The following is a 25,792-nucleotide window of genomic DNA, read 5'->3' as shown; positions in this document are numbered from 1 at the left end:
TAGTCTCCCTCTTGTGTGGCTTACTATTGTTCAGCGTAGAATAATGCATCAACAAATTCATCTGCGTTGAACTTTTCTAAGTCGTCAATTGTTTCTCCAACACCAATATATTTTACTGGCAATTTTAACTCAGATTGGATAGCAATTGCAATACCGCCTTTTGCAGTTCCATCTAATTTTGTAATAACAATACCAGATATATCTGTAACCTCAGAGAATTCTCTAGCCTGAACAAGGGCATTCTGGCCTGTTGTACCGTCTAACACAATAAGTGTCTCGCGATATGCCTCTGAGAATTCCTTTGAGATAGTGCTGTTAATCTTAGAAAGTTCGTTCATAAGATTCTTTTTGTTGTGCAATCTACCTGCAGTGTCCACAAGAAGAACATCTACATTTCTAGCTTTTGCTGCGTGAACAGCATCATAAACAACTGCCGCTGGATCTGAGCCCTCTGGACCACCAATGAAATCCACTGATGCTCTGTCTGCCCATTCCTTAAGCTGATCAGAAGCAGCTGCGCGGAATGTATCAGCACCGGCAACCATAACTTTTTTGCCAGCAGCCTGAAGCTTTCCAGCAAGCTTTCCTATTGTGGTTGTCTTTCCAACGCCATTAACACCGATTACTAAAACAACAGATGTCTTCTTTTCAAAATCAAATGATGTCTCATCTAGAGCCATCTGCTCTTTAATTTCGTTGATAAGAAACTGCTTGCACTCGGCAGGCTCCTTGATGTGCTCCTTTTTTACTGCCTCTCTTAAATCGTCGAGGATAGTCTCTGTAGTGCGCACACCAATATCGCCCATGATAAGGACTTCTTCAAGCTCCTCGTAGAAGTCCTCATCGATATTTGAAAAGCCGTTGAAAATGTAATCCATCGACTTTATAAAATTGTCTCTTGTTTTGGTCAGGCCCTTTATAAGGCGCTGCCAAAAGCTGATTTTTTCTGCCATATAACCTCCAGCTAAGGATTAATCATCCAACTGTGCTTCGATAAGATTTACAGAAACAAGAGCAGAAACACCCTTCTCCTGCATTGTGATACCGAATAATCTGTCTGCTGCGTTCATAGTACCACGTCGGTGAGTGATAACGATGAACTGTGTATTCTTTGTAAGCTTGTGTAAGTATCCAGCAAATCTATCTACGTTTGCATCATCAAGAGCCGCCTCAATCTCGTCCAAGAGACAGAATGGAGATGGCTTAAGGTTCTGAATAGCAAACAATAATGCGATTGCAGTAAGTGATTTCTCACCACCGGACATCTGCATCATATTGATAAGCTTCTTTCCTGGTGGCTGGGCATTGATGATAATACCTGTCTCAAGTAAGTCCTCACTGTCAACAAGCTCAAGTGTACCATGTCCACCACCGAACAATTCCTTGAATGCCTTGTCGAACTGAACCTGGATATCCTTGAATCCTTCAGCAAACTGCTTTCTCATTCCCTCATCAAGCTCATCAATGATACGAACAAGCGAAGCCTCTGCCTCAACCAAATCATCGTGCTGTCCCTTAAGGAAGTTGTAACGCTCAGAAAGCTCTTTGAACTCCTCGATAGCGTTTACATTAACATTTCCCATAGCTCGGATAGCATTCTTGATTTTAGAAGCATCCTTCTTCATCTGATCCAAATCGTTATACTCTGGATCCTTTAATTCTTCTGCTGAATGATATGTAAGCTCATATTCATTCCACATGTAGTTGTTCTGATATGAAATAGCATCGCTGATTTTCTCTCTCTGAGAATCCAGACGATAGATTTCCTTGTCTAATTCGGCAATTCTATCTGTAATTTCCTGGCGCTGTTCAAAGAAGTTCTTGTGTGAGTTATTAAGCTCTTCTTTTCTGGCAACAGCTTCTTTGATTTCTTCCTCAAGCTTTCCAAAGGACTCGTCAGATGCAGATATTGTAGCCTTAATCTCGTCGATTCGGGCTTTCTTTGCCTCTGTCTCTTCCTTAGTAGACTGAGCATTTTCTTTGATAACCGCAATATCAGCATCACACTTTTCGATTTCAGATGTGATACGGTCTAAGTTCTGCTGAACGAAATCAACCTTCTGTCTAGCATTAGCCTCCTCAATCTGAACCTCAGACATTGTTCTGTTAACAGAAGTCTCCATGTAAGTCTTCTCATCAACTTCGTCTGAAAGCTTTTGGATCTCAGCTTTGAGCTCTGCTTCTTTATCTTCTGATTCCTGCTTTTCGAACTCGATTTCTTTCTTGCCTGCAGCAATTTCAGTGAGCTGTGTTTCAAGCTCTTCGCTTTCCTTAGAAAGGCCTTCGTAAGCAGTTAAGCTTTCCTTCTTCTGCTCATTTGCTCTATCTAAGCCAAGCTTTGCTGTATTTAATGCAATTGCAGCTTCATTAAGCTTTGTAGTGTTGTCATCTCTGTCGCTTTCAAGAAGTGCAACAGCAGTCTCGATTTCACCCTCACGGTTCTTGAGCTCATCCATCTCCTTAGAGATAACATCAAGCTTGCCTTCAAGCTCCTCAATCTCACGATTTCTACCGAGAAGATTTGATTTGTTCTTGAAGTGACCACCAGCCATTGAACCACCTGGTGCAAGGTATTCACCATCAAGTGTAACGATATGGATGCTGTAGTTGTTTTTCTTTGCAAGAGCGATAGCTGAATCGATATTATCAGCAACTACAACTCTACCAAGAAGATAAGCTACAACTCCATCAAACTTGCTATCACATGTAACAAGCTCTGATGCAAGACCAAGAACTCCCTTGTCGTTAAGGACCTCAGTCTTTTTGAAATTGCCTCTTCCATCAACAGATGTCAGTGGTAGGAATGTGGCACGACCAAGCTTGTTTTCCTTTAAGTAGTTGATAAGCTTCTTTGCGCAAGCCTCGTCAGCTGTAACGATATTTTGAATGTTACCACCGAGAGCTGTCTCGATAGCCATTTCGTATTTCTTTTCAACATGGATAAGGTCAGAAATAACACCCTCGATGCCATCGATTCTGCCCTTCTGCTCCATGATTTTACGAGTCGAATTGCCATATCCCTCGTAGCGCTCAGCTATGTTTTTGATTGACTCTAATCTAGTCTGAACACGAGCGAACTCATCCTTCTTTGCCTGTAATGCAGTAGAATTCTCACGGCTCTTCTTTTTCCATTCAGCAGCCTTTTCTGTGAATTCCTTGTCCTTTTCCTGAAGCTCAAGAAGAAGTGACTGTGCATTCTTAAACTCGTCCTCTGCAAGAGCAACAGCAACATCCAAATCCTCTTCACGAGTCTTTCTTTCAAGGAGACGCTGATTAAGCTTTGCCTTGCGGATATTTGTCTGCTCAAGCATAGTCTCAAGACGCTGTTCCTTAGACTTGATTGAAGCACGATTGTTGAGCAGTTCCATGATAGCTTTGTTGTCCTGCTCGATTTTTTCGTTATTTGAAATGATTGCAACCTGGAGTTCACTGTAATTAGCCTTAACAGAATTGAGACGTTCTACCGCTTCCTCAAGTGTCTTATCAAGATTTTCCTTTTCAGCCTTAAAATCTGCTAACTGGCTTTCTTTATCTGCCTTATCTGCCTCGATTTCAGCGATACGGCTTGCCATATTTTCATCTGTGGCATTAGCAGAACGAATCTGCTCCTCTAAAAGAGCGATTTCGTTTTCCAGCTTGCCCTTCATAAGAGTAGAATCAGACTGATTCTTCTTTAAGGTTTCGATTTCAACATCAAGGTCGTTAATCTGCTGCTCCAAAGAGTCGTATTTTGTACGAATCTCCTCCTGAGCTGTCTTGCTTTCTTCCATGTGTTCTCTAGCAAGATTTGCATTCTTTTCAACCTCATCTAAATTAGCCTGAAGTCTATCAACCTCAAGCATGAAAGAGTTGACATCGATACGCTTAAGCTCTTCTTTGTATTTTAAGTATTGCTTTGCATCCTCAGACTGCTTTTCCAAAGGCCCGATACGACGCTCCTGCTCAGAAAGAATATCGTTTACACGAACAAGATTCTCTCTCTCGCTTTCAAGCTTCTTTACAGATGCTGCCTTACGCTTTTTGTACTTTACGATACCAACAGCTTCATCAAAAAGCTCACGTCTATCCTCTGGCTTACCTGATAAAATCTTTTCAATCTGGCCCTGTCCGATGATAGAATATCCTTCCTTACCGACACCAGTATCATAGAAAAGCTCTGACACATCCTTCAAACGGCATGGTGTACCATTTAAAAGATATTCGCTTTCACCTGAACGGTAAACGCGACGAGCAATTGTAACCTCTTCGTAGTCTACTGGAAGCACATGGTCAGAGTTGTCCATTGTAAGTGCTACATATGCATATGAAAGAGGCTTTCTTGCCTCTGTTCCTGCAAAGATAACATCCTGCATGCTGGCACCACGAAGCTGCTTAGCAGACTGCTCACCGAGAACCCAGCGAACAGCATCAGCAACATTACTTTTACCGGAACCGTTAGGACCAACGATACCTGTGATACCATTATGGAATTCGAATTTCATCTTGTGTGCAAAAGATTTAAATCCGTATAATTCAATACTTTTAAGATACATTAAATTCTCCCTAATTAATTATATAATCTTGATAGAGTCTTCTTTGTGGAGGCGCATCAAGCCCTCATAAGCAGCTTCCTGCTCAGCAGCCTTTTTGGTGCTACCAACACCTGAGCCAAGAACTCTATCCCCAACTAAGGCTTCAACCTTAAATTCCTTAGCGTGGTCTGGACCAGTTTCTGAGATAAGCTGATATGTGAGTGGCTCCTTGAAATTAGCCTGAACAACTTCCTGTAATCTGGTCTTGCTATCGTAAAATAGCTGCTTGTGTTCTATGTCATTTAAAACAAACCTATGGATATATTCAGAAGCAGGCTCCATTCCACCATCCAAAAAGATAGCGCCGATTGTAGCCTCGAAGGCGTCAGAAAGAATAGACTTTCTATTTCGACCGCCTGTCATGTCCTCTCCTTTAGATAGGCGAACATAGTCACCAAGGTTTATTTCCTTGCAAATGTAAGCCAGAGTAGGCTCACAAACTATGCTAGCTCTAAGTCTAGATAATTTACCTTCATTTAATTCGGTATAATTTAGATACAAAAACTCACTCGAAACGATTTCAAGCACTGCATCCCCAAGGAACTCAAGTCTCTCGTTGTCGCTAAGCTTTGGCATATGGTTTTCATTTGCATATGAACTATGTGTCAAAGCCTGTTGTAGTAAGCTTTCGTCTCTAAACTCATAACCGATAATCTTTTGAAATTCCTTTAAACTATTCAAAATACTACCTCCTGAGTTTAAAATAGTGTCCACTGAAAGTGGACACTAAACGTGTAATTGTTGCGGCCCTATAATAGGCCGCATTTACACATAAAATTACTTGTTTGCAACTGTCTTCTTGATAAGCTCAACTGCATCACCTACAGTAGAAAGCTTCTCAGCTGCCTCTGTATCAACCTCGATGTTAAGCTTTTCCTCAACACCCATGATAATCTGGAATACATCAAGTGAATCTGCACCAAGATCATCAACAAATGTAGTCTCTGTAGTGATTTCAGCTGCATCAACATTTAATACCTCTGCAATAATCTCTTTGAGTAAATCGAATTCCATCTCTAGTCCTCCTTTTTCTTTTCTATAACTATATTGTCTCTAATAAACTCGTTAATCTGCTGCTCTTTGAAGGTTACACACTGGAAAATAGTGTTTCTAACCTCTCCAGCCTTTGCACTACCGTGAGTCTTAACAACAAGACCCTTTAATCCAAGGAGTGGAGCTCCGCCGTATTCACTGGCATCGAACTTTTTAAGAGTCTTCTTTAAAGCTGGAAGCGCAAGTGCAGCGCCAATTTTTGATCTGAGGGTACTCATCAAGCCGCCCTTAATAACAGTGATAAGTGTACCTGCCAAACCTTCGTATAATTTAAGAATAACATTACCAACGAAACCGTCACAGATAATAACATCTGCATCACCGTTTGGAATATTTCTAGCTTCAATGCTACCGATGAAATTAATATCTTCGCATTCCTTTAAAAGTGGCATAGTCTCTTTTACGAGAGCATTGCCCTTTTCTTCTTCGGCACCAACATTGACAATGGCAACACGAGGATTCTTAACTCCTACAACCTTTTCCATGTAGATGCTACCCATCTTGGCAAACTGTACCAAGTGGCTAGGACGACAATCAACATTTGCTCCACTGTCTGCCAAAAGAGCAACGCCAGTCTTTACTGGGAAAAGTGTGCCAAATGGTGCACGCTCAATGCCACGAATACGACCAACAATACCAAGACCACCTGTAAGAAGTGCTCCTGAATTGCCTGCTGAAACAAATGCATCTGCCTCACCATCCTTTACAAGGTGAAGGCCTACTACCATTGAAGAATCCTTTTTCTTTTTGATGGCAGCTACTGGATGCTCTGCTGTCTCGATAACCTCTGTAGCATTTTTTATTTCAATCTGGTCCTGTGGGTATGTGTAAGATGAAAGCTCTGTTTTGATAACATCTTCCTTACCAACAAGAATAACTTTAATAGCTTTGTTTGCATTAACAGCATCAACAGCGCCCTGTACCATTGCTGATGGTGCGTTATCTCCGCCCATTGCATCAAGTGCAACTATAGTATAATCACTCATGATAATATCCTTTCATACATACTTTAGAAATTATACTTTAAATTAGGCATTATTTCAAATAAAAAAACCTTTCGGAAACTCCGAAAGGTTTTTAAAATTAATCAACTGCGATGATTTCTTTTTTGTTGTATGATCCACAGTTCTTGCAAACTCTATGTGGTACCATAAGCTCTCCACACTTGCTGCATTTAACGAGTGTTGGTTTGCTCATTTTCCAGTTTGCTCTTCTTTTATCTCTTCTTCCCTTAGAAGATTTGTTCTTTGGACAAATAGACATGCTATTTCACCTCCTTAAAGCTATTAAAGACATCTAAAAATTGTGCCATTCTAGGATCTAAGACTGTGTCGTCACATCCACAAGACTCGATATTACGATTCTTGCCACAGACTGGGCAAATACCCTTGCAGTCGTCCTGGCACAATATCTTTGCCGGGAAATTCACTAAGATCTCGTTTAATATGAGTTCATCTACAACTATTTCCTCACCATCAACAAATGAGTAAGGACCTATTTCTTCATCTGGAACTACCTGCCCTTCTGAAACCTCAACAGTTTCATCAACAGCCACAGGTACATCAAATGAAACATCTGTCAAGCATCTGTCACATAAACCAGTGATATTAGCACTAGTAGTAAAAGTGATATGAAGCTTTCCAGAACCAATCATAGACAAAACTACATCAAATGGCTCTGTGCGATTGATAGTAAACTTACTGCCAAGATAAGAAAAATCATGTATGTCGCAAGTTCCAGTAAACTTCTTATTTTGATCAGGTAATGAAGTGATATCCTTAATAGAAATCTTCATATAAAATCTCCTATCCACACTTTGCCAATTATACTAAGCTTTAATATGCTTGTCAAACACTTTTAAGAAAAAAGTGCATTAATTTTACAAAAATTTGATGAAATTATTTGCCAGATACGATAGCTGCTGTATCTCTTGCAATCATAACTTCCTCGTTTGTAGGTACAACGTATACCTTAACCTTTGAAGAGTCAGAAGAAACAAGTCTCTCCTCGCCAGCTACATCGTTTCTAGCGTCATCGATTTCAACGCCCATGAAACCAAGATGGCTACATACAGCCTTTCTAAGGCCTGCATTGTTCTCTCCAAGACCAGCTGTGAAGCAGATGATATCTGCACCGTTCATAGCAGCTGCATATGCACCAACATACTTAGCGATGCGGTAAGCAATCATATCCATAGCAAGCTTTGCTCTCTCGTTGCCTTCTGCTGAAGCAGCAATAAGATCACGGAAGTCTGAAGAAATACCAGAAACACCAAGTGCACCAGATTCCTTGTTAAGTACGTTCATAACGCCTGCAAAATCAAGACCTTCCTTCTTTGCCATGAATTCAACAGCTGAAGGATCGATATCTCCTGAACGAGTACCCATAACAAGTCCTTCAAGTGGAGAAAGACCCATTGATGTGTCTACTGATTCACCGTTGAGAACTGCACAGCAAGATGCGCCGTTACCAATGTGGCAAACGATAATTTTTGAGTTCTTAAGGTCGCATCCGTCCATCTCAGCTACACGCTTTGATACATAGCTGTGTGATGTACCGTGGAAACCGTAACGACGTACGCCGTACTGCTCATAATATTTGTAAGGAACTGCATACATGTATGCTTCCTTAGGCATTGTCTGATGGAATGCTGTATCAAATACACCAACCTGTGGCTTACCTGGCATAAGCTCGCGGCATGCATTGATACCGATGATGTTTGCTGGGTTGTGAAGTGGAGCAAGATCGTTGCACTCTTCTACAACCTTGATCATCTCGTCTGTGATAAGTGCAGAAGCTGCGAACTTCTCACCACCGTGAACGACTCTGTGACCTACTGCATCGATTTCGTCAAGAGACTTAAGAGCACCTGTAGCTTCGTTTGTAATAGCGTTGATTACAGCTGCAACAGCCTCCTTGTGTGTAGGCATAGGGATTTCTGTGATTTCCTTATCAAGACCAGCCTTCTGATAAACGATACGTCCATCGATGCCGATTCTCTCGCAAAGTCCCTTGCAAAGTACCTGCTCGCTCTCTGAATCAATAACCTGATACTTAAGAGATGAGCTACCACAGTTGATAACTAAGATCTTCATAATAATAAAGTTCCTTTCTTTATATGTTTTCTTTCTTTAATAATTGTATTCTTAAACAACATTTTAATTATATCACTAAAATTTGTCTTCTCAACCAAATTTTAATGTATAATACCCATGTAAAAGTATTTTCGGAGGAACAAAATGGTAATTGGTATAGTTGCGGAATATAATCCCTTTCACAATGGCCACAAACTTCAGATTGAATACGCAAGAAATGTATTAGGTGCTGATCAGATAATTGTCGCTATGTCAGGCAGTTTTACTCAGCGTGGTGAAATAGCATGCTTTGACAAATACACAAGAGCCAAAGCAGCTCTTATGTGTGGTGCAGATATTGTACTTGAAATCCCTACCATTTTCGCCACCAGCTCTGCAAGAGAATATGCGTCAGCTGGAGTTGCTTTGCTTAACGCCACCGGTGTTGTTGATACTATTTTATTCTCAGCAGAATGCGACCGCAGAGACCTGTTTATTGAGGAAAGCAAAAAACTGGTGAAGCTCGAAAATTCCGGCGAGATTAACAACGAAATCAATGCACTCGTATCCCAGGGAATTAGCTATGCCACTGCCAGAGCAAAGGCTTTAAAAGCATTTTTAGCTGAAGATATTATCTCCTCTCCTAATAATATACTAGGAATCGAATACTGTCGTTATATCCAGGCAAATCATCTTGATATGGATATAGCTGTTATGAAGCGACAGGGCAACGAATACAATGATTTAAGCTTATCTGGACAGCTTAGCTCTGCCAGCTCAATACGCCAGCATTACAAGCTGTCAAAATCCTTTGAAGCAGTACCTGATGAAGTAATAAATTTATATAACAACAGTCCATTTGTAACTTCCGATGATATTTCAGAATTGCTTCATTATAAGCTTCTTACCACAGAAAGCTTCGAGCAATATTTAGATTGCAACAACGACCTTTCAGATAGAATCAAAAATAAGTTGCCGGAATTTGTTTCCTTTAGTCAATTCTGTGAAGTTTTAAAAACCAAAAACTTTGAATATTCCAGAATCAGCCGTGTGCTATGCCATATCTTATTGGGTATAGCAGAAAAAGATTTTAAAACTGCAAAGGAAGCCGGATATATATCGTATATACGAATGTTAGGATTCAGCAAAAACGGAAGTGTTCTTCTTAGTAAAATAAAAGAAGCATCATCTGCTCCTTTACTTACAGCACCAAATGAAACAATTAATAAATACGATATTATTTCCAGTGATATTTACCGCGCTATCCTGACATCAAAAACAGGCAATGCATATCCTACGGAATATACTCGTAAATTTGACTTAGTAAATATATAAGAATAACAAAAAAGACACCTGAAATCAGGTGTCTTTCTTTCGCAGTTCCTAGCGGAATCGAACCGCTGTTTTCGCCGTGAGAGGGCGACGTCTTAACCGCTTGACCAAGGAACCATATTGCCCTGTCGCTATCAGCGACAAGACATATATTACTATGTGAATTGACTTATGTCAACACTTTTTTTAATCTTCATATCCATTTGGATTATTCTTCTGCCATCTCCATGAATCTGCGCACATTTCCTTGATGCCAAACTCTGCTGTCCAGCCAAGTTCTTCCTTAGCTTTTGTAGCATCTGAGTAGCATGTAGCAATGTCGCCAGCACGACGTGGCTTAATAGAATATGGAATCTTTACTCCAGTAGCTTCCTCAAAGTTCTTTACAATATCAAGAACTGAGTATCCTACTCCTGTACCAAGGTTGTAAATCTTGAGACCTGCATTCTCCTCGATTTTCTTGAGAGCCTTAACATGTCCCTTTGCAAGATCAACAACATGGATGTAATCACGTACACCAGTACCATCTGGAGTATCGTAATCATCACCAAATACACCAAGCTCTGGAAGTTTTCCAACTGCAACCTGTGTAATGTATGGCATAAGGTTGTTTGGAATACCGTTAGGATTCTCTCCCATTGTACCAGACTGATGAGCACCGATTGGATTGAAATAACGAAGAAGAACTACGTTCCATTCATTATCTGCCTTCTGCATGTCAGAAAGAATCTGCTCAAGCATTGACTTTGTCCATCCGTATGGGTTCGTGCACTGTCCCTTAGGGCAGTTTTCTGTGATAGGTATCTCTGCTGGATCACCGTATACAGTTGCTGAAGATGAGAAAATAATGTTCTTGCAGTTGTGCTGTCTCATTACATCAACAAGTGTAAGTGTACCTGCGATATTATTCTCATAGTATTCCCAAGGCTTCTGAACTGACTCACCAACAGCCTTGAGACCTGCAAAATGAATACAAGAATCAATCTTTTCATTTGCAAATACTTCGTTTAATCTATCTCTATCTAAGATATCGCCTTTGTAAAACTTAACTGGCTTTCCTGTAATAGCTTCTACTCTCTCAAGTGACTTTTCAGATGCATTGCTAAGATTGTCATATACAACTACATCATAGCCTGCCTGCTGAAGCTCTACACATGTGTGGCTACCAATAAAACCAGCACCACCCGTAACTAATATTGCCATAAAAGCACCTCCTTATAGTTCGTTACCATATAATAGATTAGCAGAAAGTGCTAAATTATAAAAGCAGTTTCAAATCAAAAATTTGCAAAATCACTTACGAAAGGAAACTGAATTTCGTTCTATCAAATCAACATCAACTTTTATAGAGGTTGCCGAAGTACGTTCTTCTTTATCATTTACCATAGAAAGAATTGTCTTTCCGATAGTTTTTGCTTTCAAATCCATATTCTGTGATATTGTAGTTAGTTTTGGACAACAATATACACTTTCCGGCAGATTATCAAAGCCCACCACAGAAACATCATCAGGAACTTGCTTGCCTAGCTGGCGAAGCCCTTCCATAATTCCTATAGCCAAAATATCAGCTGTAGCAAATACGGCAGTTATCTCTGCGTCCAAAAAGGCTATTTTCTTTGCCGCCTCTATTCCTGCTTCAAAAGAAGTGGAACCAACAGATACAACCTTGATGTTATCCTCTAAGTCGTGCTCCTTCATGGCTTTTTCGTATCCTAAATATCGCTCATTGATAACGCCTTCACCACTAATAGAAGGTCCTACAAAGGCAATATTCTCATGACCTTTTCCAATGAGATAGCCTGTTGCCAGATATCCACCTTGCATATCCTCACTGCCAACATTTACAAAATCCAAATTTTCGCCGTAAGTATCAACAAAAACCATAGGAAGAGTGAGTCTTTTCTTTATAGCAACTACATCCTCTTTAAAGGCTCCAAGAAATACCACCCCATCAACATTCCAAGATGATATCAATGGAATTGCATCGATAGTCTTGTTAACACTTCGTACCATTAAATAATAATCTGCTTCTCTTATGACTTTTTCCAAAATGCCAATAATCTCAGCATTAAAAGGACTTTTCATAAAATTCTCATCATCATTTACATTTGGGATAACTACGCCTATTATCCTTGACTTTTTCATTGCCAAGCTTCTGGCGTTTGAATTAGGCACATAATGATACTTTTCTATAAGCTTATTAATCTTTTCAATATTTTCAGCAGAAACCCTGTTGTAGTTTTCATGAATCACATTGGAAACTGTTACAATGCTGACTCCAGCTTCCTCTGCTATCTCTTTCATAGTAACCATTATTGTTCCTCATCCTTTGTCTTTTATGTATTAATCATAAGAGATTTGAACCTAAGATTCAACAGCACCATTTCAATTCTCTTAATGCTTCTTTTAAAACAGATGGGGCATCAAGTTCTTCCAAAATATCCCAGAAATTGTTATCATTCTTGGCAAATTCAGACAAGGCAATATTATAGATTTTCTCCTTTAAGTCATATGTGATATAGGCTCTATGAAGGATTTCAAAAATATCATCCAAGATATCATTATTTGCAAGCATAGCATTAACGATTCTTATAGAACCACCCTTGTTTAAGGCATCCTCTACATCAATTGTCAAAGTATGCTTCTTTTTATCGTAGGTAGATTCATACTTCTGGACCTGGCAATCTTCATTTAAGCCATAGATTACAAATGATATTTTTCGATTTTGAATAAGCAAATCCTGATTTCCAGTTGGTGCATCAATCCCCACATCCATTATTTGTTTTTCCAAATTATGCTCGACCCAGATCTTTGTAAATAAACAATTCTGTCCATCTACATAATTATCGCTTATTCCATCATCTTCATATAATTCGAAGCATCCATCAGCACCTGCAGCAATCACGATATCAAGAGCGGTTGGATTATTTGTGGCATTACTGATTGTTTCTTCAGATTCTAATGGAATAATGCCACCGGCCTTCATAAGAACCGGTATCGTATTTACGGTTCTAAACATGTTACCTTTAAAATCGCCATTGTAAGATATGCCTGTAAACAAATCATAATATCTGCCACTTGGTACAAACATATTTACTGCCCCCATTCTAGATACCTTATCCACCTCTTTTGTTATAGCGCCAACAATAAGCTGATTGCCAAATGCGTACTCGCTATTTAATCCGTAGGCTCTTTCATCCTCTGGATAATCAAAATACATTTGCCTAATCATTGGTAAATCCTCTTTATAGGCTAAATATTCCATCGTATACATATAAGGAATCAAACGATGGCGAAGGCGCATAAATCTATCCATTATTTCCCTATATTCTCCAGGCTGATTCCATGGTTCCTTGACAAAAAATGGATTAGCCGAGCTGTGCAACCTCATAATTGGTGAAAATACGCCAAACTGTAGCCATCTTATTTGAAGCTCATCACTTTTATCACCGTGCATATGACCACATATATCGTGGCTCCAACAGCCATAGCCAATATTGGCAGCATTTGCAGTAAAGAATGGCTGATAATCAAGACTTCTCCAAGTAGCAAAAGTGTCTCCTGAAAATCCCACAGGATATCTGTGACTACCAGGACCTGAATATCTTGAGAAAATCATCCCCCTCTTATTATCTCTTTTAGAATCCAAATAATAATAGTGATTCAATAACCAGAGAGGATCTACCCCTTCCATATTACTTTCAGTCCCTTGTTGCCAATCAATCCACCAAAAATCAACTCCCATATCCTCATAGAAATGGTTGATATATTTAAAATAAATTTCTCGAAATCTGGCATCGGTAAAATCAAAAGCTATAGGCTCTTCATTTTCATAATTCACTCCAAGCTCTTTTGCCATGTCTTGATACATTTCTTCGTATCCACGAATTCCATCTGCCGGGTGAACATTTAAAGTTACTGCCAAGCCATCCTCATGAAGTCTACTCAAAAATCTAGCTGGCTCTGGGAAAAGATTTCTATCCCATGTGTAGCCTGTCCATCCATTGCCATATTTAGAATCTACCTCTGTAATGTGCCAATCCATATCAATAACTGCCACAGAAAATGGAACCTTCTCTTTTTTGAAATCATCAACAAGTTTTAGATAGCTTGCCTCGGTGTACTTGTAAAATCTGCTCCACCAATTCCCCAAAGCGTATCTAGGAATCATAGGAGCCTTGCCTGTAAGGGTGTAGAAGGCCTTCAGCCCACCCTTAAAGTCTCTGCCATAACCGAAGAAATAAATATCAATGCCGACATTTACTCTTGGTCGAATTTGCCCATCCACAATCAATGCACTTTTACTGTCATCAATAACCGCAAATCCCTCTTCAGAAAATAATCCATTCTCAAGTCTAACAGGACCATCCGCCTCATCTAATGTTCTGGCAGTTCCAAGAAAATTTCGGCCTGTTTCATTGTAGGTCCATGTATTGTTATTTGCTTTTAAAGTTATGGATAAACCAAATCCTGAGAATTCTTGTTCATCATAGTTTATAATCAACCCATCAGTTTCAATGCAAATGCCTTTTTCAGTCTTCCACTGCTTGTATGAAACTGCAGGAAACATTCTATTTGATACAATCTGTGTCGGTTCATCAACAAACATTCCATCTGCCTGATACTCAAGACGTACCAGCCTATCTGTTAAAACCGATATTCTATATTTATTCATAATTATCCCTTTACAGAACCTGAAAGTCCTTCAACATAATATTTTTGTAAGCTAATAAATAACGCTGCAATAGGAATAGATATTAAAACAGCGCCCGCAGCAAACTGTTTAAAGTATTTATCAATATTGTCCTGTGTAAGCATTCCATATAAGCCCATAGCGATTGTGTACTTATCTGACTTATCACCTAAGATTACACTTGCAAAGATATAATCTGCCCATGGTGCTGTAAAAGATGTCAGTATCGTGTAAATAATGATTGGCTTTGAAATCGGAATTGTTATCTTCGTAAACACAGTCCATTTTGATGCGCCATCAAGATATGCCGCCTCATCAAGTGCGCGAGGAATAGTATCGAAAAAGCCCTTAGCAACATAATATGTCAGCGCAGCACTTGCAGAATAAACTATTACAAGAGCCAGCAATGATTGAGCTATGCCGATTCCCTTTAAAATGTAATAAACAGCAATCATAGACATAAATGCAGGAAACATTCCAAGCACCAACAAAAGGTTCATAATCAGTTTTCTTCCCTTAAATCTGATTCTAGATATCGTATATGCGGTAGCTAGAACTATCAGTGTGCTAATAACACATGAGAAAACTGAAACAATAAATGTATTCAAGAACCATCTACCATAATGGAACTTACTAGATGAAGACAATAATTGCTTGTAATTATCCAAGCTAAATTCCTTTGGTATTAAATAATTTACATAAAAGTTTCCCTCGCCTCTGAGAGAATTCATTACGATATAGAATATAGGAAACAGCCAAACCACTGACATAACAACTAGTACAATATAGCCAGGATCAATCTTTGCTGATTTCATAGAATAAATCAGTCCCAAAAGAATCAATATCAATGCGAACCAATATCCTATATTAAAGTTTCTTATCAAAAAACTATCGTAATTATAATTGGCAGATAATAAGCTTCTCATACCAAACATTTCTTGTATCAGAAAAAGAATTGTAGCCGTATCAAATCCAATAAGCCCGTATGCAGTCCCTCTCATGGGATGCGCCATCAAAACAATGGCCATTCCCATGGAAAGAACCAGGAGTATAATTGGGGCTAGTCCCCTGAAGAAAGAAGAAGTATCTATACCATTCGAAACAATATATGAAATGAATCCAAATCCATTCATATTGCTATCTTCTATTTTTATCCAAGGACAAATAACACATAGCGCAGCCAATATATTTATAAATCCAGCTATTTTTACGTATCTTCTATTTAAACCATTAACATTAATCATAACTGCAATCCCTCCTCGTTTTTAAATGCATTTGAACGAGTATAAACAAATATCGAAGTTGACGCTGATATTATAAATATCACAATACCAATAGCCGCTGCGTAGTTGTAATCCATACTGTCCTTTGTTAGCTTGTAAAGCCAGGTTACAAGCAAATCCGTTTTTCCTGCTCCCTTGAAATATTCCAAAGTAAGTGGTCCACCCTGGGTAAGGAAATAAATCGGATTAAAGTTATTTACATTTGAAATAAAGTTTGAAATCAAATATGGAGTTGTTATAAACCACATATATGGGAATGTTATCTTTGTAAACATTTTAAATGGGCTTGCACCATCAATCCTGGCACTCTCATATAAATCAGCAGGAATGTTGGTCAAAATACCAGTTGCAATAAGCATGGTATATGGAATACCAACCCACATATTAGCTACAATAACAGTTACTCTAGCCCAGGTTGCATCTGTCAAGAATGGCAACGGACTTGTGATAAATCCCATATTAATCAGTTGAGTATTTATAACTCCATTTTTATTAAGCATTGTCCTCACTACTAGAAGACTTACGAATGAAGGAATGGCAATTGTTAATACAAATATTGTTCGCCAAACCTTTTTAAATTTAATCCCCTTTTTGTTAATTAAAATTGCGAGGAAAATTCCTCCAAAATAATTTGTAAATGTAGCGAAAATTGCCCAAATTAATGTCCAGCCAAGAATTGGCCAGAAAGTTTGGGAAAGCTTTTCAGTGGAACCAAGAAGTGTTTTAAAGTTATCCAAGCCTACCCAATCAAACAAATTTCCTGGTGGTTGATGATTTACATCATAATTCGTAAATGCCATAAGAATCATGTATACCAATGGCATTACTGTAAAAATAAGTAATCCCAAAAGTGGAATAAATAAAAGTAACTTGTGTACGTCTCTATCAAAAAGTGCTTTTATCTCATCTTTAAAGGACTCCACTTTTTTGCCTAAGTTATATCTTTCAACCGCATCTTTTCCAGATTTAACTGACAACCACCAGGCAATAATAAATAAGGCAATTACAAAAAGAGTTATAACTCCTCCCAGTAATAGCAGCATGGAATTATCACCATCAACACGGTCATATATTCCCGTCTCTTCATTGAACACCATTCCTTGCTGATTAGTGCCAAGTGTAATTAATCCGATTATCGAATCCACACCTTTGAATATCACAAACAATATAAATGCAATCTCAGATGCTAAGAACAATAATCCTTTTGTAATTTGTCCAGCTTGTATATTCCATAATCCCATGCATATGTAGCCAATAGGATTCCTTCGTAACTCTTTTTTCATTGCCTTCACCTTCTTATTCTGATAGCTTTGATGTCAATCCTTCTACCATTGCATCTAAGCTTTCCTGTAGATTAGCTTTTGTAACATCGCCGTTAACAACGCCCATACCAAATGCTGCTACTGGATCCCAGTACTGAGCAATTTGAGATGTTGTAGGCTGTGGAGTTGAATAATTTCCAGTCATATCAATCAATGCATATGCAGCAACATTGGCCTGAACTTCAGCATTTGACAAAAGTGCTGTAGCTGTTGGAGTCATATTGATTTTCTGGAAACGAGCAAGCTGACATTCCTCTCCGCCAAGCCATTCAGCGAGCTCCTGAGCTGCCTTTGGATACTGAGTAGATGATTTAACACCGTATGCTTTAAAGTCTGCGAAGTTGCTTAATTGGCAATCCTTACCATCGATATTGATTGTAGGTAAAACTGTTGCACCTAAATCATCGCCAAGAGCTTCTTTTAAATCATCAGAAATCCAAGTGCCTGAACACATAGTACCAAGCTCTCCATCTTTAAACATAGCAGTTGCAACATCATCAATATTCTCAACATACTTGTCATTATTAACTAAATCGATAAGATACTCACCAACAGCATAGCCCTTCTCATCATTCCATGAACAATCAGTAGGATCTGTTCCATCCTCACCATATAATGTTCCTCCGTTTGCATAGAAGAATGACTCAATGTACCAACTGTCATTTATAGAGCAAGAGAAGTTCTTTACTCCTTCTCCCAAGTCCTTAGCCATCATTGTTTCCAATGATTTAACCTCGTCCTCTGTGTACATGCTCTTGTTGTAATACATAAAGAATGCATTTGGAGTCTGAGGAATGCCGTATAGAATTCCATCGGCTGAACATGATGCAATAGCATTTTCGCCATAAGCTGACTTAACCTGATCCTCGTTTACTGTGATTGGATAAATAAGTCCTGCTTCAATCATTTCTGGAACACCACCAGTTGGATAGACAAACACATCTGCCGCAACCTCTGGATCATTCTTTAACTGAGTAATGGAATCAGCATTCTCTACCGCTTCATAAGTAAATTCGATATCATACTCAGCATGATTCTCATCAAACTCTTCACAGAATCCTTTTGTTAATTCCATCTCAGTTTCTGGAACCCAAACCTTAAGTTGAATAGATTCTGTTCCATCTGCACTTGCCGCTGCCTCAGAGCCGCTATCAGCCTGTCCGCAACCCATCATTAAACTCATAATCATTGTTCCCCCAAGAACAGAGCTTAACATTAATTTTTTCAGTCTCATAAAAATCCTCCTTTAATTTAGTTTAGCGCTTAACCTTGATGAAATATTAGTTTTAATAAAACAGAAAGTCAATACAATTTATTGATATTTTGGCTTTTTATTAGATATGCACATCATACTAGATTAAATTTTGTTAAAATTTATTTTGCAAAATATTTTCACTTTCAGTTTAACGATAAACTAAGGTAAACAAAAAAGGAGTAAATCATCTCTGATTTACTCCTTTAATCGTTTGTTTTGAAATTAAGCTACCTTAGACTTTGCAACTTCAACAAGCTTAGCAAAACCTTCTGCATCGTTAACAGCGAGCTCAGCGAGCATCTTTCTGTTCATCTCAACACCAGCGAGCTTAAGACCGTACATGAACTTAGAATATGAAAGTCCATTGATACGTGCAGCAGCGTTGATACGAGCGATCCAAAGCTGTCTGAACTGTCTCTTCTTCTGCTTTCTACCAGCGTATGATGATGTAAGGGCACGCATAACTGACTGCTTTGCAACACGATACTGCTTGCTTCTAGCGCCTCTGTAACCCTTTGCTAACTTTAATGTTCTATTATGTCTTTTCTTAGCGTTTAATCCGCCTTTAACTCTTGCCATTTTAAATTCCTCCTAACCAAATAAATAACATTTCCAAATCTATTTTAGAGATATGGAAGTACTTTCTTCATGTTCTTTACGTTTGTTGAATCAACGATTGCTGACTGACGAAGATTTCTCTTTCTCTTTGTAGTCTTCTTGGTTAAGATATGGCTCTTGTATGCCTTGTTTCTCTTAAGCTTTCCTGTTCCTGTTACCTTAAAGCGCTTTGCAGCTGCTCTTCTTGTCTTCATCTTTGGCATGATAAATTTCCTCCTGTATTACGATTTCTTTTCTGTAAGCACCAGGCTCATACTACGACCCTCAATCTTTGGTGCCTTTTCCACTACTGCAACATCAGCAAGTGCCTCAGCAAAATCATCAAGAATATGCTTTGATGACTGCATGTGAGCCATTTCACGGCCACGGAAACGAAGTGTTACCTTAACCTTATCGCCCTTTGAAATGAACTTCTTAGCTGCATTTACCTTTGTGTTCATATCATTAGCATCAATGTTTGGAGACATACGAATCTCTTTTACCTCAACAACATGCTGCTTTTTCTTAGCTTCCTTTTCACGGCGTGCCTGCTCATAACGGTATTTACCGTAATCAACAATCTTGCACACTGGTGGATTAGCTTTTGGTGAAATCTTTACAAGATCTAATCCTTCATCATCGGCAAGCTTCTGTGCCTCTCGTGCTGACATAATGCCAAGCTGTTCCCCATCAGAGCCAATTACACGAACTTCTTTGTCGCGAATCTGCTCATTAATCATTAATTCGCTAATGGTACTACCTCCAAATAATAAAAAAAATAGTGGATACAGAATATCCACCATAAATCATCACAAACAAGGTTTGTGTGAAATATAAGACCCAAGTCACTGTAAATATACGTGCTAAGGTGAGAGTGGATACTCTACTTTGTTTTCACAACACGAATAATATATCACGTAAACCCCGCAGAGTCAACAATTTTCTACGAATTAAGAATAAATTTGTTGATTGCCTCTGCTACTGCTCCGTTATTATTATCTAAAACTGTAATATAGTCTGCAACTGCCTTAAGCTCATCTCTGGCATTTGCCACAGCAACTCCTACACCGGCAGCCTGAACCATACTGATATCGTTTCTTTCATCGCCACATGCTACTGTATCTTGCATATCTATATCAAGAATAGATGCAAGCTCTGCAAGCCCGGCACCTTTGCTAGAATCCCTTCCAACATACTCAAGGAAAGCAACATTTGAAAACATGCTGACAAATGAATCTTCCATTTCAGCCTTATGAGCTTCCTCAAACTGGAACAGCTTTTCATGGTCTTCGAAATTAACTACCATCATCTTTGTAAGATTATGGTCCCTGAGATCCTCAGGTGATTCAATTACAGTAATTGGCTCCTTTGAAATCTCGGAATATCTGTCTGTATCTTCGTTTAACGAAAAAGAATAAATCTGACCAAATTCAAAAATAATGGTGGTTAACCCGGCATTTTTTGAATAGGTCATAAGCTTTATTGCTGCTTCATTATCAAGGAAATGTCCAAATAATACTTCATCATCGGTGGCTCTAGTGCCAACGGTTCCCTGGTAACCTAAAAGATAAACATTTTCTCTATCAAAAACTTCAAATCGCTTTAAAAGCTTTTTCATGACGTGTGTGGGACGGCCTGTATCTACAGCAAGCACATGCCCTGCATCAAGCATTGCATTTAAAGCATCAAGATTGGCCTTACAGATGTCCTTATTGTCATCGAAAGTTGTGTCGTCCAAATCAACTGCAAGTATTTTTCTGTTCATTTTAAACCTCATTGCCAAAGATAGGCGTAAAGGTACGCTTTTTGAAATAATCAATCTCTGGCTCGTTATTTTTCTTTGCCTCTCGACAGAAAGTGTCCTGTGCACCCACAGGCTTCTTGCCGCGAACAGGCTTTATTCTAACATAGTTTCCATCCTCTGTCATCTCATAAGCCTTTAGGGTATCTCCCAGCTGAACATCCAAAATATGCTTAACTTTATCCTTTAAAATAACATCCTCAACAGGGAAAATGATTTCAACACGTCTATCCAAATTACGAGGCATCCAGTCCGCTGAACCCATGTATATATCTTCTAGTCCATTGTTGTAGAAGTAGAAAATACGTGCATGCTCAAGGTATGTGCCAACTATTGATGACACATGAATATTCTCGCTTACGCCTGGAATACCAGTTCTAAGGCAACATATTCCTCGAACAATAAGATTTATCTTAACGCCGGCATTGCTTGCCTCGTAAAGCTTTTCGATTATTTCTTTGTCACAAAGGGAGTTCATCTTAGCAATAATGCGAGCTTCCTTTCCCTCTTTGGCATGACGAATCTCTCTATTAATCAAAGTGACGAAGGTGTCCCTTAGCCAAAGTGGGGCTACAACAAGCTTATTCCAGCTTGCTGGCTCTGAGTATCCGGAAAGCATATTAAATACAGCGGTAGCATCTTCGCCATATTTTTCATTACAGGTAAACATACCACAATCGGTGTATAGCTTAGCTGTAGAGTCATTGTAATTGCCGGTACCGAGATGAACATAGCGGCGAATACCATCATCTTCTCTTCTAACAACAAGAGCAATCTTGCAGTGAGTCTTTAATCCTACTAAACCATAAATTACATGACATCCAGCTTTCTCAAGCTTCTTTGCCCAGATGATATTATTCTCCTCGTCAAAACGAGCCTTTAATTCAACAAGTACTGTAACCTGCTTACCATTCTCCGCAGCATGGGCCAGGCTTGCTATGATAGGTGAATTACCGCTGACTCTGTATAAAGTCTGCTTGATGGCAAGCACCTGTGGATCAAAGGCTGCCTGTGCAATAAAATCAACAACAGGATCAAAGCTTTCATATGGATGATGGAGGAAAATATCTCCCTTTTTAATTTCATCAAACAGCTTTTCACCTGGCTTAAGGCGTGGATTGTTCTGAGGTTTAAAGCTTGGAGCTCTAAGCTCGCCATGGCCTTCAATTCCATAAAGCTTCATAAGATAGGTTAAATCAATAGGTCCCTTGATTTTATAAATATCTATCTCATTTACACCTAAATTTTTCTTTAAAATTGATAGGAGCTTTTTGTTAATTGTAGATTCCACCTCTAGACGAATTACTTCGCCCCACTGTCGTGATTTAATCTGTTTTTCGATTTCTAAAAGCAAATCTTCTGCGCCCTCTTCATCAATTGAAAAATCGGCATTTCTCATAATTCGATATGGAGAGGCTGCAACCACATTGTAGTTTAAGAAGAGCTTATCCATGTTGCGCTCGATAATCTGCTCCAAAAGAATAAAGCAATCGTGATGTTTTTCGTCTGATGGAAGGGATACAAATCGAGGTAAAACTGATGGAACCTGAACAGTTGCAAACTCAACATCATCACTGTCGTTGCCTGCTACTGTAGACCCCTTTTTCTTTTCAATCAACGCTGCAATATTTAGAGATTTGTTTCTTATAAGTGGAAATGGTCTTGATGCATCAAAGGCCATTGGAGTAAGAACAGGATAAACCTGGCTCATGAAAAATGAATCCACGAATTTCAACTGTTCTTCATTTAAATCCTCGTATTTATCGTATAGGATGATTCCGTTTTCCTTTAATGCCGGGTTGAGATGCTTACCCCATATGTTGTACTGAAGCTCTACCAGCTCTCTTGTCTTTTCGTTGATTGCAATGAGCTGCTCTGTAGGTGTCATCCCAGCAATGTCAGGCTTTGTATAGCCTGCATGCTCCATGTCTTTAAGAGAAGCTACACGAACCATAAAGAATTCATCCAAATTGGACGAAGTTATACTTACGAATTTAATGCGCTCCAAAATAGGAAGCTCTTTAACCATAGCTTCATTCAATACTCTTAGCTCGAACTTTAACCAGCTAAGTTCTCTATTGTCATAGTATTTTGCATCTGAAATATTGATTTTGCTTCCCATAACGCCTCCTAAAAATCTAGTTTTCTCTAAGAACTGGTTTTATAGAAAAGATTTCCTCGAAATAATCTGCATTCTTTTTGAATAATCCCTTTTCAAGGGCAAGTGAGCTGTTAGCCTCTATAGAAATAACAAGCTCTCTATCTTTTACTCTCATTGAAACATTTTTAATCTTCTGCTTATGCGATCTATCAAGAGCATTGGCAACCTTTAAAATTGCAAGCAACTTCAGGATAGTTACATACTCTTCCTGGGTAAACTTGTCCGAAAGGTTCTCATATGGTTCAACAGGCTTTCTGTTAAACTCAACAGTAGTAGCAATTATCTCCCTTTCCTTGTGACTAAGTCCTAGGATTTCAGAAGACATAATAATGGTATATGAACAGCTTGATGCTTCTGATAGAGAAATATACTTTCCACAGTCATGAAGAATAGCTATACATTGCATAAGAACTCTCTGTCTTTTGCCTAGCCCGTGATATTTTTTCATAGCATCAAATATTTCACTGGAAAGCTTGAACAAAGCCTTTAAATGTGGCTGATAGCTGTCATATCGTTTGGCAATAGCCCAAGCTGCTGAAATAATATCGTTATCAAAATCGTGGGATGATGTAAGCCATTTTTTAGAATAGCTATGATTATAAGCAACACCTTCACTTACAGACACTCCCGGTGCATACACAATTTCAGGAGTAAGTGTTTCAGCCAAAACTTTATAAAGCATTACCATTGGTTCGATAAGATTTTCATTATCAAGATAAACATCATACTTAAGTTCGAATGCTTTAATATAGTTTTTATTAATCTTGTTTAAGAATTCAAGGTAGTCCTTTGTTTTAATCTGTTTTGAGGAAAAATTGGATATTCTCTCAGCAATGGTACTAACCTGCACCCCTAAAAGAATCATGTACTTTGGAACCATGTCTCTCAAGAACATAGTCTTGAAAACTTCCAATTCCTTGTACATCATCTCGTAGGTTTGCTCAAAAGAATTGTTTGATATAGTACCTAGTTTCCTAAGATTCTCACTTATGGAAACTGTACCCATTGATAAATGTTGAGTTGTAACGATTTTTCCCTTTGAGAAAAGTGTGATTTGAAGTGAGACTCCTCCCACATCAACAAGAACAGCTGATTCATTAATGAGCTCTTCGAAGCCTTCTGTGGATGCAACTGCTTCGTATCCTAAGAATCGCTGCTCAGAATTTGAAAGAACATTTACCGTAAATCCGGTATGCATTTTTATTTGCTCAAGAAAGATGATAGCATTTTCAGCCTGTCTAATATTAGGACCTGCCACTACAGAAAAGCTGTCCACTTTGTAGCCTTCCATAGTGCGACGCATATCATTTAAAACATGACAAAGCTTGTCCGTAGTCTGAGGTAAGATACGGCCATGCTCAAGCACATCTCTGATAATATCAGAAGGGATTTTAAGAGTGTCCACAGTCTTAATCCCCTTCTGCTTACTAACTTCAAAAACTTTCATTGTAGTCTCATAAGAGCCAATGTAAATGCTTGCAAATAATTTCATGTTCCCCCCAATACGAAATTAATAGTTTCCTAAAACTCTAATGCTTACGCATTCCTCTTTTAGACCAGTAAGTGCATTTCTAACTGCCTCATCGTTAAGATTGCCATCAATATCAATAAAGAATCTGTACTGCCAATTAACACCTTTAATTGGTCTAGATTCGATTCGGTTCATATTGATACCATTGAAAATGAGGTTTGAAAGAATCCTGTAAAGACTTCCTGGTTCGTGAGAAATCTCTAAGCAAAGACTAATTTTATCTGCAGATTTTTTATATTTTTTATCCTTTGAAACAATGATGAAACGTGTCTCATTATTTTTATCATCCTGAATAGATTCTTCTAGAATATCAAGATTATATAATACTGCATTATATTTGCTACCAATAGCAGCCTGAGTCTTGTCTCCATCATCCTGGATTTTTTGGGCACTCATAGCCGTATTGCGTAGGTTTTTAACATCCCAATCAATGTGATATTTACGAATGTAGTTTTCACACTGGGCTATCGCCTTAGGATGAGAATAAACTGTTTTAATATCATTTATTTTGGCACCTTTTACACCAAGCAAAGCATGATCAACCTTTAGAATCTGCTCGCCAATAATGGCAACATTGTATTCAGAAAGTAAATCAAAGTTCTCCTCAATAGAACCAGCCAGACTGTTTTCTATTGGAAGAACAGCATAGTCAGCCTTGCCTGTGCTGATTGCCTCCATGGCATCACGCCATAAATCAACATGAAAGCTGTCTTTCATTTCGTCGTCAAAAAACGCCAGCATTGCCAGCTGGGAATAAGCCCCTTGAACTCCCTGAAAGCAAACGATTGCATCAGAAAAATCGAATTCATCTACCTGAGTAAAGCCTGTGTCAAAAGATACTCCTCGCTCTTGCAAAATAGCAAATTGCTTTTTGCGGCTGATGGACATTATCTGTGTGTATAGCTCTTTGACAGCCTGCTCGCTAAAATCATCATCAACATAGGATGAAAGCTTTTCAAGTTTTGCATCCTCACGCTCTTTGTCGTAAACCTTTTTACCTGTAGCAATTTTGTACTCAGCTACCTGGCAGGCAAGCTCCATTCTCTTGTTGAAAAGATTGAGAATCTCCTTGTCTACCTGATCGATTTCTACCCTGATGTCTCCTAAGTCTCTCATGTT

22 protein-coding genes and 1 tRNA gene are annotated in these 25,792 nt (G+C 38.7%); 1 reads left to right on the top strand and 22 read right to left on the bottom strand.

The window, feature by feature from the left end:
- Positions 1-23: 23 nt before the first annotated feature.
- The 8 genes from ftsY to BM102_RS07770 all read right to left on the bottom strand — a co-directional run bounded on the left by ftsY (position 24) and on the right by BM102_RS07770 (position 8,719).
- The gene (ftsY, locus tag BM102_RS07805) at positions 24-953 is read right to left on the bottom strand and encodes a signal recognition particle-docking protein FtsY (protein WP_090480631.1); all 930 of its coding nucleotides are present in this window, start codon (positions 951-953) and stop codon (positions 24-26) included.
- Positions 954-971: 18 nt separating this feature from the next.
- Complete coding sequence (gene smc, locus BM102_RS07800; RefSeq protein ID WP_090480629.1) at positions 972-4,532, bottom strand: chromosome segregation protein SMC; 3,561 nt, start codon at positions 4,530-4,532, stop codon at positions 972-974.
- Between the two features lie 18 nt (positions 4,533-4,550).
- The gene (gene rnc, locus BM102_RS07795) at positions 4,551-5,252 is read right to left on the bottom strand and encodes a ribonuclease III (protein ID WP_044934237.1); all 702 of its coding nucleotides are present in this window, start codon (positions 5,250-5,252) and stop codon (positions 4,551-4,553) included.
- Positions 5,253-5,348: 96 nt separating this feature from the next.
- On the bottom strand, positions 5,349-5,585 hold the full coding sequence (acpP, locus tag BM102_RS07790) for an acyl carrier protein (protein ID WP_033154024.1): 237 nt from the start codon (positions 5,583-5,585) through the stop codon (positions 5,349-5,351).
- Positions 5,586-5,587: 2 nt separating this feature from the next.
- Positions 5,588-6,610, bottom strand: coding sequence for a phosphate acyltransferase PlsX (gene plsX / locus BM102_RS07785; protein WP_044934235.1), 1,023 nt, complete (start codon positions 6,608-6,610; stop codon positions 5,588-5,590).
- A 97-nt stretch (positions 6,611-6,707) separates the two neighbouring features.
- Entirely contained in the window at positions 6,708-6,887 is a 180-nt protein-coding gene (rpmF, locus tag BM102_RS07780) for a 50S ribosomal protein L32 (RefSeq protein ID WP_033154022.1), read from the bottom strand.
- Between the two features lies 1 nt (position 6,888).
- Positions 6,889-7,419, bottom strand: coding sequence for a YceD family protein (locus BM102_RS07775; protein WP_090480627.1), 531 nt, complete (start codon positions 7,417-7,419; stop codon positions 6,889-6,891).
- A 103-nt stretch (positions 7,420-7,522) separates the two neighbouring features.
- The gene (locus BM102_RS07770; protein WP_044934233.1) at positions 7,523-8,719 is read right to left on the bottom strand and encodes an acetate/propionate family kinase; all 1,197 of its coding nucleotides are present in this window, start codon (positions 8,717-8,719) and stop codon (positions 7,523-7,525) included.
- A gap of 144 nt (positions 8,720-8,863) precedes the next feature.
- Between BM102_RS07770 and BM102_RS07765 the strand changes: the two genes are divergently transcribed.
- Positions 8,864-10,033, top strand: coding sequence for a tRNA(Met) cytidine acetate ligase (locus tag BM102_RS07765; RefSeq protein ID WP_090480624.1), 1,170 nt, complete (start codon positions 8,864-8,866; stop codon positions 10,031-10,033).
- 42 nt (positions 10,034-10,075) lie between these two features.
- Here the strand turns inward: BM102_RS07765 and BM102_RS07760 are convergent.
- The 14 genes from BM102_RS07760 to pheA all read right to left on the bottom strand — a co-directional run bounded on the left by BM102_RS07760 (position 10,076) and on the right by pheA (position 25,789).
- Positions 10,076-10,147: transfer RNA gene (locus BM102_RS07760), tRNA-Glu, on the bottom strand.
- A 69-nt stretch (positions 10,148-10,216) separates the two neighbouring features.
- Positions 10,217-11,233 carry a UDP-glucose 4-epimerase GalE gene (gene galE / locus BM102_RS07755; protein ID WP_044934231.1) on the bottom strand — a complete coding sequence of 339 codons (1,017 nt, stop codon included), beginning with the start codon at positions 11,231-11,233 and terminating at the stop codon, positions 10,217-10,219.
- Between the two features lie 90 nt (positions 11,234-11,323).
- Positions 11,324-12,343 (bottom strand): LacI family DNA-binding transcriptional regulator, encoded by a 1,020-nt coding sequence (locus BM102_RS07750; RefSeq protein ID WP_090480621.1) that lies wholly within the window; start codon positions 12,341-12,343, stop codon positions 11,324-11,326.
- Positions 12,344-12,401: 58 nt separating this feature from the next.
- The gene (locus BM102_RS07745) at positions 12,402-14,705 is read right to left on the bottom strand and encodes a glycoside hydrolase family 31 protein (protein WP_090480618.1); all 2,304 of its coding nucleotides are present in this window, start codon (positions 14,703-14,705) and stop codon (positions 12,402-12,404) included.
- A gap of 2 nt (positions 14,706-14,707) precedes the next feature.
- A complete protein-coding gene (locus tag BM102_RS07740) occupies positions 14,708-15,967 on the bottom strand; it encodes a sugar ABC transporter permease (protein ID WP_330388600.1) in 1,260 nt (419 codons plus the stop codon).
- Positions 15,964-17,289, bottom strand: a complete 1,326-nt coding sequence (locus tag BM102_RS07735) for a carbohydrate ABC transporter permease (RefSeq protein WP_090480615.1) — start codon at positions 17,287-17,289, stop codon at positions 15,964-15,966. The genes BM102_RS07740 and BM102_RS07735 overlap by 4 nt, the downstream gene beginning before the upstream one ends.
- Positions 17,290-17,302: 13 nt before the next feature.
- Positions 17,303-18,562, bottom strand: a complete 1,260-nt coding sequence (locus tag BM102_RS07730) for an extracellular solute-binding protein (protein ID WP_090480612.1) — start codon at positions 18,560-18,562, stop codon at positions 17,303-17,305.
- A 243-nt stretch (positions 18,563-18,805) separates the two neighbouring features.
- Positions 18,806-19,162 carry a 50S ribosomal protein L20 gene (rplT, locus tag BM102_RS07725; RefSeq protein WP_033154018.1) on the bottom strand — a complete coding sequence of 119 codons (357 nt, stop codon included), beginning with the start codon at positions 19,160-19,162 and terminating at the stop codon, positions 18,806-18,808.
- Positions 19,163-19,206: 44 nt separating this feature from the next.
- A complete protein-coding gene (gene rpmI / locus BM102_RS07720) occupies positions 19,207-19,404 on the bottom strand; it encodes a 50S ribosomal protein L35 (RefSeq protein WP_028236330.1) in 198 nt (65 codons plus the stop codon).
- Positions 19,405-19,422: 18 nt separating this feature from the next.
- Positions 19,423-19,920, bottom strand: coding sequence for a translation initiation factor IF-3 (gene infC / locus BM102_RS07715; protein WP_033154017.1), 498 nt, complete (start codon positions 19,918-19,920; stop codon positions 19,423-19,425).
- Between the two features lie 203 nt (positions 19,921-20,123).
- Complete coding sequence (locus BM102_RS07710) at positions 20,124-20,945, bottom strand: Cof-type HAD-IIB family hydrolase (RefSeq protein ID WP_177194933.1); 822 nt, start codon at positions 20,943-20,945, stop codon at positions 20,124-20,126.
- 1 nt (position 20,946) lies between these two features.
- Positions 20,947-23,103 carry an RNA degradosome polyphosphate kinase gene (locus BM102_RS07705; protein WP_090480606.1) on the bottom strand — a complete coding sequence of 719 codons (2,157 nt, stop codon included), beginning with the start codon at positions 23,101-23,103 and terminating at the stop codon, positions 20,947-20,949.
- A 16-nt stretch (positions 23,104-23,119) separates the two neighbouring features.
- Entirely contained in the window at positions 23,120-24,634 is a 1,515-nt protein-coding gene (locus BM102_RS07700; protein ID WP_090480603.1) for a Ppx/GppA phosphatase family protein, read from the bottom strand.
- An 18-nt stretch (positions 24,635-24,652) separates the two neighbouring features.
- Positions 24,653-25,789: a prephenate dehydratase gene (pheA, locus tag BM102_RS07695; RefSeq protein WP_090480600.1), complete on the bottom strand. Its 1,137-nt coding sequence runs from the start codon at positions 25,787-25,789 to the stop codon at positions 24,653-24,655.
- Positions 25,790-25,792 lie beyond the last annotated feature (3 nt).

Source organism: Pseudobutyrivibrio sp. JW11 (genome assembly GCF_900115355.1).
GTDB classification, from domain to species: domain Bacteria; phylum Bacillota; class Clostridia; order Lachnospirales; family Lachnospiraceae; genus Pseudobutyrivibrio; species Pseudobutyrivibrio ruminis.
This window is presented reverse-complemented; position numbering and strand designations above follow the sequence as displayed.

Excerpts from the sequence above, each read along its gene's own strand:
- ftsY (WP_090480631.1), bottom strand. The coding sequence starts at position 953 with ATGGCAGAAAAAATCAGCTTTTGGCAGCGCCTTATAAAGGGCCTGACC.
- smc (WP_090480629.1), bottom strand. The coding sequence starts at position 4,532 with ATGTATCTTAAAAGTATTGAATTATACGGATTTAAATCTTTTGCACAC.
- acpP (WP_033154024.1), bottom strand. The coding sequence starts at position 5,585 with ATGGAATTCGATTTACTCAAAGAGATTATTGCAGAGGTATTAAATGTT.
- plsX (WP_044934235.1), bottom strand. The coding sequence starts at position 6,610 with ATGAGTGATTATACTATAGTTGCACTTGATGCAATGGGCGGAGATAAC.
- rpmF (WP_033154022.1), bottom strand. The coding sequence starts at position 6,887 with ATGTCTATTTGTCCAAAGAACAAATCTTCTAAGGGAAGAAGAGATAAA.
- BM102_RS07775 (WP_090480627.1), bottom strand. The coding sequence starts at position 7,419 with ATGAAGATTTCTATTAAGGATATCACTTCATTACCTGATCAAAATAAG.
- BM102_RS07770 (WP_044934233.1), bottom strand. The coding sequence starts at position 8,719 with ATGAAGATCTTAGTTATCAACTGTGGTAGCTCATCTCTTAAGTATCAG.
- BM102_RS07765 (WP_090480624.1), top strand. The coding sequence starts at position 8,864 with ATGGTAATTGGTATAGTTGCGGAATATAATCCCTTTCACAATGGCCAC.
- galE (WP_044934231.1), bottom strand. The coding sequence starts at position 11,233 with ATGGCAATATTAGTTACGGGTGGTGCTGGTTTTATTGGTAGCCACACA.
- BM102_RS07750 (WP_090480621.1), bottom strand. The coding sequence starts at position 12,343 with ATGGTTACTATGAAAGAGATAGCAGAGGAAGCTGGAGTCAGCATTGTA.
- BM102_RS07745 (WP_090480618.1), bottom strand. The coding sequence starts at position 14,705 with ATGAATAAATATAGAATATCGGTTTTAACAGATAGGCTGGTACGTCTT.
- BM102_RS07740 (WP_330388600.1), bottom strand. The coding sequence starts at position 15,967 with ATGATTAATGTTAATGGTTTAAATAGAAGATACGTAAAAATAGCTGGA.
- BM102_RS07735 (WP_090480615.1), bottom strand. The coding sequence starts at position 17,289 with ATGAAAAAAGAGTTACGAAGGAATCCTATTGGCTACATATGCATGGGA.
- BM102_RS07730 (WP_090480612.1), bottom strand. The coding sequence starts at position 18,562 with ATGAGACTGAAAAAATTAATGTTAAGCTCTGTTCTTGGGGGAACAATG.
- rplT (WP_033154018.1), bottom strand. The coding sequence starts at position 19,162 with ATGGCAAGAGTTAAAGGCGGATTAAACGCTAAGAAAAGACATAATAGA.
- rpmI (WP_028236330.1), bottom strand. The coding sequence starts at position 19,404 with ATGCCAAAGATGAAGACAAGAAGAGCAGCTGCAAAGCGCTTTAAGGTA.
- infC (WP_033154017.1), bottom strand. The coding sequence starts at position 19,920 with ATGATTAATGAGCAGATTCGCGACAAAGAAGTTCGTGTAATTGGCTCT.
- BM102_RS07710 (WP_177194933.1), bottom strand. The coding sequence starts at position 20,945 with ATGAACAGAAAAATACTTGCAGTTGATTTGGACGACACAACTTTCGAT.
- BM102_RS07705 (WP_090480606.1), bottom strand. The coding sequence starts at position 23,103 with ATGGGAAGCAAAATCAATATTTCAGATGCAAAATACTATGACAATAGA.
- BM102_RS07700 (WP_090480603.1), bottom strand. The coding sequence starts at position 24,634 with ATGAAATTATTTGCAAGCATTTACATTGGCTCTTATGAGACTACAATG.
- pheA (WP_090480600.1), bottom strand. The coding sequence starts at position 25,789 with ATGAGAGACTTAGGAGACATCAGGGTAGAAATCGATCAGGTAGACAAG.